Origin of the sequence: Kitasatospora sp. NPDC093679 (genome assembly GCF_040683455.1) — a bacterium.
Classification (GTDB): Bacteria; Actinomycetota; Actinomycetes; order Streptomycetales; family Streptomycetaceae; genus Kitasatospora; species Kitasatospora arboriphila.
Map to the genome: position 1 here is coordinate 198,413 of NZ_JBFBDW010000001.1, position 14,708 is coordinate 213,120.

Consider the following 14,708-nt stretch of genomic DNA (forward strand, 5'->3'; position numbering starts at 1 on the left):
GCGGCGCGTCAGGCCGGGGGCCTGTTGCCCAGGTACCCGGTGAGGTGCATGTAGCGGTGGATGCCGTTCATCCACGCGAGGTCGCGGTCGGCGCGGGCCGCCTGCCCGGTGATCCGGGCGACGGCCTCGCCCCCGGCCGCGCCGTTCACCGCGACGGCGAGGCCGCTGCCCGTGCGCAGGTCGAGGGCGGCCATCGCGACCGTGCCCTTGGTCGACCCGGAGTGCCCGAACCAGCGGCCCTGGCGGTCCGTCATCATGCCGAGCCCGTAGTCGAAGTCGGCGTGCCCGGTGAGCGCGGCGCGGGCCAGGGCGGTGCCGAGCACCCCCGGGCCCAGGCCCAGCGCCTCCGCCCGGACCGACAGCAGCAGCCGGGCGAGGTCCGCCGGGGTGGTCCACAGTCCGCCGGCGGCCGCCTCCGGGGTGATCCGCAGGCCGCCGTCGAGCGGCCGGCCGTCGGCGTCGTGGCCCAGGGCGACCGGCACCGCGGCGCGGTCCGGCAGGTCCTGGGCGAAGCTGCTGTCCGCGAGCCCGAGCGGCCCGAGGACGAGCCGCCGGGCCAGCTCGGCGAAGGGCTCCCCGGTGAGGTCGGCCAGCACCTGCTGCAGCACCGAGAAGTTGGTGGCCGAGTAGCTGGTCAGCCCGGCGAACAGCGGGTCCACCCGCAGCGCAGGCCGCCCGGTGACCGCCGTGCCGTCCAGCACCGCGTCCAGGGCGGGCACCGGTTCCGCGGGGTGGAAGTCGGCGAAGCCGGCGATCGGCAGCCCGGCGCTGTGGCTGAGCAGCTGACGGACGGTCACCTTCGCGGGCGCGCCGTGCACGTCCCGGATGCGCAGGGCGTGCAGGTACTCCGCGACGTCCGTGTCCAGGTCGAGCCGCCCCTCGGCGGCCAGGGCGAGGGCGACCACCGCCGAGGTGGGCTTGCTCATCGAGCCCACCTGGAAGGGCGTCCGGCCACCGACCGGGTCGGCCGCACCGGCCCGGACGACCCCGAGCTGCCAGGTGTCCACGACCTCCCCGCCGTCGACCACGGCGACGCTCACCCCGGGGATCGCCCGGTCGGCCAGCAACTCCCGCAGGCCGTCGTCCGGCCGCACCGAGAGCCGGCCCCGGCCGCGTCCGCGGGCCGGCCGCGCCGTCCAGTTCCGGCCGGTCGGCGGGCCGTCCGCCGCGGCGGCGTCGAGCGCCGCGGCGAGCTCCGCCACCGTCTGGTGGCTCATCGCCATCCGCGGCGTCAGGTCCAGCCCGGTCAGCTTCGCCTGGGCGACCATCCGGACGACCGTGATCGAGTCGCCGCCGAGCCGGGTGAACTCGTCGTGCACGCCGATCGCGTCGTTGCCGAGCACCTGGGCCCAGATCGCGGTCAGCACCAGCTCCGTCGTGCTGCGCGGCGGCACGAACTCCGCCGCCCGCTCCGCCGCCCCGGCCTCCTCCGGCGCCGGCAGCGCCTTCCGGTCGACCTTGTTCGCCGAACTCAGCGGCAGCTCGTCGAGCCGGACGAAGACCGCCGGCACCATGTACTCGGGCAGCGCCGCGGACAGGTGCGCCCGCAGCGCGGACGGCGCCGGCCGGGCCCCGGGGACGGCCACCACGTACGCCACCAGCCGCCGGACGCCCGGCACGTCCTCGCGGGCCGCGACCACCGCCTCGGCGACCTCCGGGTGGGTGAGCAGCACCGCCTCGATCTCGCCGAGCTCGACCCGGTAGCCGCGGATCTTGACCTGGTGGTCGATCCGGCCGAGGAACTCCAGCTCGCCGTCGGGGCGCCGGCGCGCCAGGTCGCCCGTCCGGTAGAACCGGGCGCCCGGGGCGGACGCGTACGGGTCCGGCAGGAAGCGCTCCGCCGTGAGCGCCGCCCGGCCCAGGTAGCCGCGGGCCACGCCGGCGCCGCCGATGTACAGCTCGCCGGCCACCCCGACCGGCACCGGCTGGAGCGCGGCGTCCAGCACGTACATCCGGATGTTGGCGATCGGGTGGCCGATCGGCACCGGCACGGACGGGTCGAAGTCCTCCGGGACGACGTGGACCGAGCAGCCCACCACCGTCTCGGTCGGACCGTACTCGTTGATGATCCGGGCGCCCGGGGCGGTCTTGCGCCAGGCCACCACCGTCTCCGGCTTCACCTCGTCGGCACCCACCACGAAGGTCCGCACCGAGTCGACCGTCCCCTCGGGGCCGATCAGCGAGCGCAGCACGTCCAGGTGCGCCGGGGTGATCTTCAGCAGGCTGTAGTCGGCCGTGCCGGCCAGCAGCGCGGCGAGCGACTCGGGGCTCTGCTCCGGCGGCAGCACCGTCACGCTGCGCCCGCCGATCAGCGGCAGGAAGAAGTTCGGCACGGACAGGTCGAAGGCGACCGAGCCGAGCATCACCGCCCCGTCGGCGCCGTCCAGCCCGTAGCCGTCGACCGCCCAGAGCAGGTAGTTCACCAGCCCCTCGTGGGTGATCAGCACGCCCTTCGGCCGCCCGGTCGAGCCGGAGGTGTACAGGGTGTACACCAGGTTGGCCGGCGTCAGCTCCCGGCCGGGCGCGGTGGCCGGAGCGGCGGCGATCCGCTGCGCGTCGCCGTCCACGGACAGCACGGTGCCCGCGTACGCCGCGAAGCGCCCCCGCAGCGAGTCCCGGGTGACCAGCACCCCCGCCGCGGTGTCGTCGAGGATGAAGCCGGAGCGGTCCGCGGGGTGGGCGGGGTCGATCGGCACGTAGGCGCCGCCGGCCTTGCCCACGGCCAGCAGGGCCGTGAGGATCTCGGTGCCGTCGCGCAGGCAGACGGCGACGAAGCGCTCCGGGCCGACGCCGAGCTCCACCAGGACGTGCGCCAGGCGGTTGACCCGCTCGTCGAGCTCCCGGAAGGAGAGCGTGGAGCCGTCCGTGTCCACCACCGCGACCGCGTCCGGGGTGCGGCGGACCTGCGCCTCGAAGAGGTCGGGCAGCGTGGTCGCCGGGTAGGCGGCGTCCGTCCGGTTGGGCGCCACCAGCACCAGCTCGCGCTCGCCCTCCGGCAGGTGTGCGGCCGTCGCGTCGCCCTCCGGGTCGGCGACCATCGCCTCCAGCACCGCGCGGTACATCGCGCCCAGGCGCTCCCGGTTCTCCGTGGAGACGTCCTGCGGACGGCTGATCAGCGCCAGCAGCCCGGGGTGCGAGGTCACCGACAGGCCGAACTCGTTCGGGCTGTCGTCGATGCTGGTCTCGACGTCGATGAGCTCGGTGTCGAGGACGTGGAAGTCGAGGTAGTTGAAGTACACGTCGGCGAGCCGCTGGCCGCCGGCGAACTCCCGCTGCATCTGGCCGAGCGGGAACCGGCGGTGCGGCCAGAGGCCGATCTCCGTCTCGAAGACCTGCCGGACCAGCTCCGTCCAGGTGCGCGCACCCCGCCGGAACGGGAACGGCACCGTGTTGATGTACAGGCCGTACACCCGGTCGGCGCCGGCCACCTCGGGCCGGGTGTCGCACACCAGGCCGCAGGAGAAGGCCTCCTCGCCGGTGAGCATGCTCATCACCTTCAGGTGCGCGGCGTGCATCACGCTCTTCAGCGGCACGTCGGCGCGGGCCGCCAGCGCCCGCAGCCCCTCCTGCAGGTCCGCGAAGCGGACGTAGGTCTGCTGGATCGAACCCGGCGGCTCGGTGGTCGAACCCCAGGCGCCGGGCAGCGTGAACTTCGGGTGCGCGGCCACCGACGCCCGCCAGTGCTCGCGGGACGCCTCCGAGGCGAGCGCCGTGCGCTCCAGCGCCACGAAGTCCGCGAAGCGCACCTCGGGCAGCGGCTGCGGCTCGGGCGCCGAGCCGGCCGCCAACTCCCGGTAGCGGTCCAGCACCTCCATGATCATCGAGCTGAAGCTCCAGCCCTCCAGGATCGGGTGGAACTCGGTGAAGGTCAGCCACCAGCCGCCCCGGTAGCTGCGGGTGAAGAACCGCAGCAGCGGCGGCCGGTCCAGCTCGAACGGCCGGTCGCGCTCCCGGGCCATCAGCGCCCGCAGCTCCGCCTCCTGCTCCTGCGGGGCGAGAGCGGAGACGTCGACGCTGTCCACCGCGATCCGGGCGTCCGGGTGCACCAGCTGGATCGGCTCGGAGTAGCCGTCGAGGTCGATCGAGGTGCGCAGGATCTCGTGCCGGTCCACCACGTGGTCCACCGCCGCCTGGAACGCCGCGGCGGAGAAGGGCCTCGGGTCGCGGATCCGGAACGAGGTGACGTTGTGGTAGTTGCCCTCGCCGCCCGCCGCGTGCATCTCGAACAGCATGCCCAACTGGACCTGGCTGAGCGGGTACGCGTCGCGGACGCCCTTTGGCACGCGCCGGCGGTCCGCCTCGGACAGCAGCTCGAACGGGGCCACCAGCGGGGCGTCCAGCCGCCCGCGGCTGCGCCCGCCGAGCGCGGCGGCGAGCCGGGCGACCGTGCGGTGCCGGAACACGTCCCGGACGGCGACGTCGAAGCCGGCCGCCCGCAGCGCGCCGACCAGGGCCACCGCGCGGATGGAGTCGCCGCCCAGCTCGAAGAAGCTGTCGTGCGCGCCCACCGCCTCCGTCTTGAGGACCGTCCGCAGGTGCTCCGCGATTTCGGCCTCCACGCCCGGCCGCGGTGCGGTGAACTCCGTGGTCAGCCGGGACCGGCGGCCCGGCGCGGGCAGCGCACGGTGGTCGGTCTTGCCGTTGCTGGTGAGCGGGATCTCCGCCAGGTGGACGACGGCGGAGGGGACCATCCAGGCGGGCAGCCGCTCGGCCAGGAAGGCCGTCAGGTCGGCGCCGCGGTCGTCGGCCACCACGTAGGCGACCAGTTCGGTGCCGGACGGGCCGTCCGTCCGGCCGACCACCACCGAGGCCCGGACGGCCGGGTGCCCGTCGAGGACGTTCTGCACCTCGCCGGGCTCGACCCGGTATCCGCGGATCTTGACCTGGGTGTCGCACCGGCCGACGAACTCCATCTCCCCGCCGGGCAGCATCCGGGCGAGGTCCCCCGTCCGGTAGAGCCGCCCGCCCGGCACGGCCGAGAACGGGTCCGGGACGAACTTCTCGGCGGTCTGCCCGGGCCGGCCGCGGTAGCCGCGGGCCACCCCGGTGCCGCCCACGTACACCTCGCCGACCACGCCCGTCGCCACCGGCCGCAGGCCCCCGTCCAGCACGTAGGCGGTGGTGTTGGGGATCGGGGCGCCGAGCGGGACGAGCTCGGTGGTGATCGGGCCGGTCACCTCCTGGCAGGAGTTGCCGACGGTGATCTCGGTCGGGCCGTACTCGGAGGCCAGGCGCGCGCCGTCGACCCGCCAGCGGTCCACCAGGGCACTGGTGAAGCTGTCGCCCGCCGCGATCACCGTCGCCGCCACCGAACGGCGCTGCCCGGCGTCCAACTGGCCCGCCAGCACCTCCAGATGGCCGGGGGCCAGTTTGAGGAAGCTCAGCGGGCCGGCCGCCAGCAGCAGCCGGCCGAGGTCGGCGAGGTCGAAGTCCGCGGGGAGCAGGGTGACCGGGCGGCCGAGCATCAGCGCCGTCCACAGGTTCGGCACCACCAGGTCGAAGGCGACCGAGGAGAACAGCGCCGTGCCGCCCGGTGCCCGCGCGTACGCCTCGGCGCTCCACGACAGGTAGTTGGCGAGGCCGCGGTGGGTGGTCTCGACGCCCTTGGGGCGGCCGGTCGTCCCGGAGGTGTAGATGACGTAGGCCAGGCCGTCCGGGTCGACCACCACGCCCGGGTCGGTGGCCGGGAGGCCGTCCAGGCGCACGGCGTCCACCAGGACGGCCGTCCGGCCCTCGGCGGCCGGCAGCGCACCGGCCCGCGCCGTACCGGTGAGGACCAGCGCCACCCCGGCGTCGGCGAGCACGTGCGCCGTCCGCTCCGCCGGGTGCGCGGGATCGACCGGCACGTACGCGGCACCGGACTTCAGCACCGCGAGCAGCGCGACCACCAGGTCCGGGCCGCGGTCGAGGTGGACGCCGACCGTGGTCTCCGGGCCCGCGCCGAGCGCGATCAGGTACCGGGCGAGCCGGTTGGCCCGCGCGTCGAGCTCGCCGAAGGTCAGCCGGCTCCCGTCGGCGGCGACGACGGCGACCGCGGCCGGGTCCTGCGCCGCGACCAGCGTGTGCACCGCCGCCGGACCTCGCTCCTGCGCATTGTCGTTCGGGGCGGTGACGAACCGGTGCAGCTCGTCCGCGGTGAGGTACTCCAGGGCCGCGACCGGGGTCTTCGGCGCCTGCACCGCACTCGCCAGCAGCCGCAGGAAGTGCGCGGCGATCCTCTCCGCGGTGGCCGCGTCGAACAGCTCGGCCGAGTACTCCAGCACGGCGTCCAGCGGGCCGGCCGGGGCGTCGACGACCTGCAGGTTGAGGTCGAACTTGGCGGTGGTCCAGGCGGTTTCGACCGCCTCCGCCCGCACCCCGGGCAGCTCGGGGCCGCTCGCGCCGGTGTTCTGGTAGCCGAACATGACCTGCACCAGCGGGGTGCGGGACAGGTCACGCTCCGGGTCCAGCTCGTTCACCAGCCACTCGAAGGGCAGCTCCTGGTGGTCGAAGGCGTCGAGGACGGCGAGCCGGTTGTCCTGCAGCAGCTCCGTGAAGCCCTGCTGCCCGGACCACCGCGCCCGCATCACCACGGTGTTGACGAAGAAGCCGATCAGGCCCTGCAGTTCGGGCCGCTGCCGGTTGCCGACCGGCACGCCGACCGCGACGTCGCTGCGCCCGGTGTACCGGCCCAGCAGGGCCTGGAAGGCGGTCAGCAGCACGGCGAACGGGGTGGTGCCGTGCTCCAGGGCGAGCGCGCGGACGCCGTCGGCGGTGTCCGCGGGGACGGCGAACCGGCAGGCCCCGCCGGCGGGGCCGCGCACCTCCGGCCGGGGCCGGTCCGCGGGCAGCTCCAGCGGGACGACCCCGGCCAGCCGCTCCGTCCAGTACGCGGTGGCGGCGGCCGCCCGGCCCTCGTCGAAGCGCTGCCGCTGCCAGGCGGCGTACTCGGCGTACTGCACCGGCAGTTCGGGCAGCGTGGCGGCGCCCGCCCCGGTCTCCTCGCGGTAGAACGCGCTCAGCTCCGACCAGAACACCGGCTCCGACCAGCCGTCGAAGGCGATGTGGTGGAACACCGCGACCAGCAGGTGCCGGTCGGCGGCCGTGCGCAGCAGGTGGATGCGGGCGGAGGCGCCCCCGGAGAGCGGCAGCGGCCGGGCGGCGAGCCGTTCGGCCAGCTCCTGCGCCGCCCGCTCCGGGTCCTCGGCGGCGGCCAGGTCGGTCAGTTCGAGCCGCGGGCCGTCGGGGGCGATCCACTGGACGGGCTCGTCCCCGGTCGCCCGGTAGCGCGTCCGCAGCACCAGGTGCCGCTCCACGAGCCGGTCCCAGGCGCGGCCCAGGGCCGCCGCGTCGAGCGGGCCCGTCAGCCGCAGCACGATCGGCACCAGGTTGTCGGTGGCGCTCTCGTCGTACCGGTCCAGGAACCAGAGCCGGCGCTGGCCGAAGGAGAGCGGCAGCTCGGCCGAGAGGTCGAGGCGGGGGACGGCCGCGCGGGAGCGCCGGGCACCCGCCAGCCGTTGCCGCAGCAGCGACTGCCGCCGGTCGTCGATCTCAGTGCTCATCTCGGTCCTCTTCGTCCGATGTGGTCAGCCGGGTCAGTTCGGCGTCGGACATCTCGGCGATGTCCGCCCTGATCCGCTCCTCGACGAGCCGGGCGAGGCCGGCGACGGTGGGGTGCTCGAACACGCTGCGCAGCGGCAGCCGGACCCCGTAGTCGGCCTCGACCGCGGCGACGAGCCGGGAGGCGAGCACGGAGTCGCCGCCGAGCTGGAAGAACGTCCGGTGCAGCTCGGGCAGCACGTCGTAGCCCAGCAGGTCGCTCCAGAGCCCGGCCAGGCCCTCCGCCAGCTCGCCCAGCGGGCCGGTGTCCGGCTGCGCCGCCTCCTCGGGCGGGGCCGGCAGCGCCGCGTGGTCGACCTTGCCGTTGGCGTTCAGCGGGATCCGGTCGAGCAGCACCAGCGCGGCGGGCACCATCGGTGCGGGCAGCCGCAGCGCGCAGTGCTCCAGCAGCTCGGCCGGGACGGGCTCGTGGCCGTCCGCCGGGACGACCCAGGCCACCAGCCGGCCGGTGGCGCCCTTGGTGTCGACCCGCACCAGCGCGTCGGCGACCTCGGGGCGCTCGGTCAGCACGGCGGTGATCTCGCCCGGTTCGATCCGGTGGCCGCGCAGCTTGATCTGCTCGTCCAGGCGTCCCAGGAACTCGACGTTCCCGTCGGGGAGCAGCCGGGCCCGGTCGCCCGTCCGGTACAGTCGCCGGCCGGGTTCGGCGGAGAACGGGTCGGGCACGAAGACCGCCGCGGTCAGCCCCGGGCGGTTGCGGTAGCCGCGGGCCACGCCGGTGCCGCCGATGTGGAGTTCGCCGGGCACGCCGACCGGGCACGGGTTCCCGTGGCCGTCGAGCACCCACATGGTGGTGTTGGGGACGGGGGTGCCGATGGGCAGCACCTCGGGGTGGTCGCCGCCCGTGATCCGGTAGGTGGAGTTCGCCACCGAGATCTCGGTCGGGCCGTACTCGTTGAGCAGGCGCGGTCCGTGGGGCCCGGCCTTGGCGAGCCACCGCTCCAGCACCGGCACCGGGAAGGAGTCGGCACCGACGGCGAGCACACCCGCCAGGCCCGCGGCCTGCTCGGGGGTGAGCTGGGCGCTCAGCAGGTCGAGGTGACCTGGCGTCAGTTTGACGAAGGAGTAGGGCGCGCCCGCGGCCAGCAGCCGGCCCAGCTCGGACGGGTCGAAGTGCGGCGGCAGCAGCCGGACGGGCTCGCCGGTGACCAGGGCGGTGTAGAGGTCCGGAACCACCATGTCGTACGCGGTCGACGAGAACAGCGGGGTGCCGCCAGGGCGCGAGCCCGCGTAGTCCTCGACCGTCCACATCAGGTAGTTGAGCAGGCCGCGGTGGTCGACCATGACGCCCTTGGGGCGGCCGGTCGAGCCGGAGGTGTAGATCACGTAGGCGAGCGCGTCCAGGTCGGCCGGGGCGGCCTCGAAGGGCGGCTGCGCGGCGAGTCGGGCCCGCTCCCCGGGATCGTCGAGCAGCAGCGGCACGGCGGGCCGCAGCACGCCGGCCCGGGCGCGGTCGGTGATCACGCAGCGGGCGCCGGAGTCGTCCAGCATGTACCGCAGCCGCTCGGCCGGGAAGTCCGGGTCCAGCGGTACGTACGCCGCGCCGGCCTTCCACACCGCGAGGAAGGACACCACCAGGTCGGTGCCGCGGTCGAGGCAGACGCCGACGACCGACTCCGGTCCGACGCCGAGGCCGCGCAGCCGCGAGGCGAGCCGGTCGCTGCGGTCGGCCAGCTCGGCGTAGCCCAGCCCGCCCGCGTCCGAGAGCAGCGCGGGAGCGTCCGGGGTCTTCGCGGCCTGGACGGCGAACAGCTCGTGCACGGCGAGCTCCGGGCGGGCCGCGTCGGCCCCGCGCCCCGCCGCCAGGACCGCCCGGTGCTCCTCCGGCGGCAGCAGCGGCAGCTCGTGCAGCCGGGCCTGCGGGTCGGCCGCGACGCCCGCCAGCAGCTGCCGGAAGTGCCCGGCCAGCCGGCGCACGGTCCGTGCGTCGAAGAGCGCGGTCGAGTACTCCAGCACGGCCAGGCAGGAGCGGTCGGGCTGGATCTGCACGACCAGGTTCAGGTCGGCCTTCGAGCCCGTCCAGGCGTCGAGCAGCATCCCGGTGTCGGTCCTGCCGCCGTCGACCGAGGTGACCCCGTCGTCGTGCAGGTCGAAGAGCACCTGGGCCAGCAGGTTGCGGGACTGGTCCCGCTCCGGGGCCAGTTCGCGCACCAGGTGGGCGAACGGCACCTCCTGCGCCTCCTGGGCCTGTGAGACCGTCCGCCGCACCCGCTCCAGCAGCTCGGTGAAGGCCGGGTCGCCGGTGGCGTCGCAGCGCATCACCACGGTGTTGAGGAAGCAGCCGAGCACCCCGGCGACCTCCTCGCGCAGCCGGCCGGCCAGCGGGGTGCCGATCGGGACGTCGCCCTGCCCGCAGTACCGGGCCAGCAGGGCGGCGTACGCGGCCAGCAGGGTCGCGTACGGGGTCGCCCCCCGCTGCCAGCCCGCCTCCAGCACCGGGCGCATGACGGCGGCGGGGATCTCGAACTCGAACGCGGCGCCGCGGGTGTCCCGGATCGGCGGCCGGGGCCGGTCGGTCGGCAGGTCGAGCGTCGGCAGGCCGGCCAGCTGCCGGCGCCAGTAGGCGAGCTGCTCGTCGAGCGCGCCGCCCTCGACCCGCTCGCGCTGCCACACCGCGAAGTCCGCGTACTGCACGGACATGTCCGCCAGCAGGGGCTCGCGGCGGTCCTTGCGGGCCGAGATCAGCTCGTCCAGCTCGCGGCGGAGCACGACCATCGACCAGCCGTCGGAGGCGATGTGGTGGAAGGTCAGCAGCAGCGCGTCGGTGCCGTCCGACACCCGGGCCAGCATGGCCCGCCAGACCGGCCCCTCGGCGAGGTCGAACCCGGCGGCCGTCTCGCGGCGCACCGCCTCCGGCAGCTGCGCCTCGGTCACCTCGACCACGGACGGCCGGACCGGCCGGTCCTTGTCGACGATCTGGCAGAGGCTGCCGTTGACCGACGCGTAGCGGGTGCGCAGGATCTCGTGCCGGGCGGCGAGGTCGCGCAGCGCGCCCTCGACGACCACGGTCGGGATGCCGTTCTCCGGCAGCCGGATCATGATCGGCATGGTGTACTCGCCGCTGCCCGGGTTCATCCGGTCCAGCACCCACAGGTCCTGCTGGGCGTACGACAGCGGCAGCGGCCCCTCCCGCGGCACCGGCTCGACCGCCGACACCGGTGAGGCCTGCGCCCGGGCGCCGGCGATCAGCAGGCTCTGCCCGGCCGGGGTCGGCGCGCCGAACAGCTCGCGCACCTGCAGCGGCAGCCCGGAGAGCTTGCGCAGCCGCATCGCCACCCGGAGCAGCAGCAGCGAGTAGCCGCCGAGCTGGAAGAAGTTGTCGTCCAGGCCGATCCGCCCGACGCCGAGGACCTCCTGCCAGACCTCGGTGACCTGGACCTCCTCGGGCGTCCGCGGCGCCCGGTACGGCGCCCGGCGGGGGTCGGCGTCGACGGTGAGCGCCGTCCGGTCGACCTTGCCGTTCGCGGTCAGCGGCAGCTCGTCGACCGGCTGGAAGACCGACGGCAGGTGCGAGTCGGGCAGGTGCGCGCGCAGGTGGCCGCGCAGCTCCTCGTGGCCGGCGGAGCCCTTCACGAACGCCACCAGCTGCTGCCCGCCCACCCGGTCGGGCGCCACCGTGACGGCCGCCGCCTCCACCAGGGGGTGCGCGGTCAGCAGCGCCTCGATGCCCTCGGGCTCGATCCGCACCCCGCTGAGCTTGATCTGGTTGTCGATCCGCCCGGCGAACTCCAGCTCGCCGCGCAGGTTCGTCCGCGCCCGGTCGCCCGTCCGGTACAGCCGGGCACCGGGCGGGCCGTCCGGATCCGGCCGGAACCGGTCCGCGGTCAGGCCCGGCGCCCCGAGGTAGCCGCGGCCCACGCACACCCCGCCGAGGTGGATCTCGCCGCTCTCCGCGCGGTGGCCGTCCTCGTCGAGCAGGACGATCCGGACGTTGTCGATCGGCCCGCCCAGCGGCACCCCGCCCGGGCCCTGCGCCGGGTCGTACGGGTGGTCGGTGACGCCGATCGCGCACTCCGCGGGCCCGTACACGTTCCGCACCCGGACACCCAGCACGGACAGCGCGCGGGCGCACAGGTCGCCCGTCAGCATCTCGCCCGCCGAGGTGAGCCAGCGCAGGCCGCCGACCCCGGCGGCCTCCGGCTGCTCCAGCAGCACCTGCAGCACCGAGGGGACGAGCTCCAGCGCGGTGATCCGCTCCTCGCGCAGCAGGGCGAGCAGCGCCACCGGGTCCCGCTCCAGACCCTCCGGGGCGAGCACCAGGGTCGCGCCGCAGACCAGCGGCAGGAAGACCTGGAAGACCACCGGGTCGAAGCCCAGACCCGTCGCCGACAGCAGCCGGTCGCCGGGGCCGACACCGTGCCGGCGGACCGCGTCCGCCAGCCGGTTCGCCAGGCCCGCCTGGGTGTTGACCACCCCCTTGGGCGCACCCGTCGACCCCGAGGTGAAGGCGACGTACGCCGCGTTGTCGGGGTACAGCTCCGCGGGCGCCGCGACGGGCCCCTCGGCCACCGGCCCCTCGTCCGGCCGCACCCGCGACCACGGACCGGGAACCGGCTCCTCGCAGACCAGCGCGAGGGCACGGGCCGTGCCGAGCATCCCCGCCCGGCGCTCCGCCGGGTGCTCCGGGTCGAGCAGCAGGAAGGCGCCGCCGGCGGTGGCCACGGCCAGCATGGCCACCACCAGCCGCACGGAGCGCGGCAGTTGGATGCCGACCATCGCCTCCGGGCCCACCCCGAGTTCACTGAGCCGCGCTGCCAGGGCCCGCACCCTCTCGCCGGTCTCGCGGTAGCTCAGGGCCTCGGCCCCGTCGCTGACGGCCACGGCGTCCGGCGTCAGGGCGACCTGACGCCAGAACAGCTCGGGCAGCAGCAGCTCCGCGGTGTGCGGGACGCCCGGCACGGCGGCACGGACGGTCATGAGCCGACTTCCTGCGCCATGCGCAGACGGAGGCTCAGCGGACGCATGTCCGTCCAGATCTCCTCGATGTGCGCGAGGCACTCCTCCCGGGTGCCGCTGACGCCCTCGGCCGTCCAGCCCGCGGGCAGGTCACGGCCGGCCGGCCAGATGGAGTACTGGAGCTCGTGGTTGACCACGACCTGGTGGAGTGCGGAATTCGACTCGGACACTTCTGCTCCTACTGTCGGACGGCGGGAACGCCTTGGGCGAGCAAATCGAGGTCGAGGGTCATGCAGCGGATGCCGCCGCCGCCCTTGGTGAACTGGTCGATCGGGGTCACGACCGGCTCGAAGCCCCAGGCCTCGAGCCGGCGGCCGATCCGCGCGGGGCACGCGGACATCACGACCGAGGTGCCGATGACCACCGAGTTCACGCAGAAGGTCAGCGCCTCCTGCTCGGTCACCACCAGCGGTTCGGGGACGAGGTCCAGCAGCCGGCGGCGGCTCTCCCCGTCCCACGCCCCCGGGAACACCAGCGCCCGCCGGTCGTCCAGCGGACAGACCGACATGTCCAGGTGGTAGAACCGGGGGTCCACCAGACGCACCGGCACCACCTCGCGGCCGAAGGCCGCGGCGAGACCGGCGTGCGCCTGCGCCGTGCTGCGCATCCCGTACCCGGCGAGCAGCCGCTCCCCGAACGCCAGCACGTCACCGCCCTCCAGCCGGGCGGCCGCGTCCCAGCCCGCGGTGCGGATCTCCTGCCAGCCGTTGCCGGTCAGCCACTCGGCGGCCAACCGCGCCTCGCCGCCCCGCTCGGGCCGGCTGAACCGCGACCGCAGGAACCGGCCGCCGCTGACCACGGCGGTGTCGGTCGGGAACACCATGTCCGGCCAGTCGGGGTCGGACGGCGCGGTGTGCACCACCCCGCCCGCCCCGCGCAGCGCCGCGCCGAGCGCCTCCCACTCCGCCCTGGCGAGCTCGGGGCTCGGCTGCGAACCGGTGGCCATCCACGGGTTGATCTCGAACTCGATCCGGAAGTGCTCCGGATCGCGCAGCAGGAACGGCCGCGCCACCGCCTGCGGGATCATGCCACCACCCGCGAGCGCGCACTGCTCCGCAACTCCCGCGACTTGCGCAGGTCCCGGGCGACGACGACCTTCTTCAGCCAGCGGTCCGTCCCGTCGTACCGCGCCTCGAACGGCCGCCGGCCGTGCACCGCCCGGTAGTTGTCGACGAACGCGACCTCGCCCGGGTCGAGCACCAGGTCCTCCAGGTCCGCCTCCAGCGCGGCCACCACGCACTTCAGCGCGTGCGTCGCGTCCGGGTCCCCGGGGACGGCGTCCATGAAGTACGGGTCGATCCGCAGGTACGGCTCGGTGCGGCTGCCGAACAGCACCGGCACCGGGCTGGTGCGCGCCGCGATGTCGTGCACGCTGCTGCCCGCCGGGCCGGTGCGCAGGTGCTCGGTGTCCGGCCGGATCAGGAACCGCGGCTGCTGCAGCACCTCCGTCACCTCGGCCGGCAGCGCGAGGTTCCCGACGCCGGCGAAGGTGGTCGCCACCCCCGTCGGGTTCCGCAGCGCCATCAGCCCGAGGTAGTCGCAGCGGTACGGGTGGAAGCCGTCCTCGGTGTGCCACTCCAGCAGGTCGGAACTGCCGTGCCCGCTCTGCGCCGTCTCCTCGCCGCGCACGGGCAGCACGTCGTGGATGATCCGGCCGGACTGCAGCGTCGACCACCCGAACGGCTCGCCGAGCAGCGCCGCGAGCAGCACGAAGAAGACCTCCTCCCGCACGGTCGAGGACGGCTCCGGCTGCTGCGACCAGTGCGGGGGAGTCGGGCCGATCGCGTCGTCGTCCACCGGCAGCCCGCTGACCACCACGCCGGCGGTGGTCTCGTGCAGCTCGAACGACCGCAGGAAGTCCACCAGGCCGTCCGGGAGCCCGGTCGCCAGACTCGCCGCGTGGAACAGGAAGTCCGTGTCGGAGGCGGTGGCGAACTGCTTCCGCACCTTGGCCACCAGGCGCTCGATCCGCTCCAGTTCGCCGCCGTCGACCCGGTAGACACCCACGTCCCGGGGAAATTTCTTGGAGTTCATCAGTGCCCGCTTTCTCGGCGGGCGGACCGGCTGGTCCGCCATTCGTTCTGCGGTACCAAACTCGCCGAGCCGGACCGGCGGAACCATCCGCCCCGGGAGTGGAATCGGCCCCGGCATCC

Annotated in this window: 5 protein-coding genes; all 5 read right to left on the bottom strand. The window is 74.9% G+C overall.

Features of this window, described 5'->3' with window-relative positions:
* Positions 1 to 8: 8 nt before the first annotated feature.
* From AB0O09_RS00920 to gntD, 5 genes are read right to left on the bottom strand one after another with little or no spacing between them, the layout of a single operon-like run.
* Positions 9 to 7,541, bottom strand: a complete 7,533-nt coding sequence (locus AB0O09_RS00920; protein WP_363538836.1) for an amino acid adenylation domain-containing protein — start codon at positions 7,539 to 7,541, stop codon at positions 9 to 11.
* Positions 7,531 to 12,516: an amino acid adenylation domain-containing protein gene (locus tag AB0O09_RS00925; RefSeq protein ID WP_363538838.1), complete on the bottom strand. Its 4,986-nt coding sequence runs from the start codon at positions 12,514 to 12,516 to the stop codon at positions 7,531 to 7,533. Before AB0O09_RS00925 ends, AB0O09_RS00920 begins: the two co-directional genes overlap by 11 nt.
* Complete coding sequence (locus AB0O09_RS00930; RefSeq protein ID WP_363538840.1) at positions 12,513 to 12,725, bottom strand: MbtH family NRPS accessory protein; 213 nt, start codon at positions 12,723 to 12,725, stop codon at positions 12,513 to 12,515. Before AB0O09_RS00930 ends, AB0O09_RS00925 begins: the two co-directional genes overlap by 4 nt.
* 8 nt (positions 12,726 to 12,733) lie before the next feature.
* A complete protein-coding gene (locus AB0O09_RS00935; protein ID WP_363538842.1) occupies positions 12,734 to 13,582 on the bottom strand; it encodes an arginine deiminase-related protein in 849 nt (282 codons plus the stop codon).
* Positions 13,579 to 14,631 carry a guanitoxin biosynthesis L-enduracididine beta-hydroxylase GntD gene (gene gntD, locus AB0O09_RS00940; protein WP_363538844.1) on the bottom strand — a complete coding sequence of 351 codons (1,053 nt, stop codon included), beginning with the start codon at positions 14,629 to 14,631 and terminating at the stop codon, positions 13,579 to 13,581. Before gntD ends, AB0O09_RS00935 begins: the two co-directional genes overlap by 4 nt.
* Positions 14,632 to 14,708 lie beyond the last annotated feature (77 nt).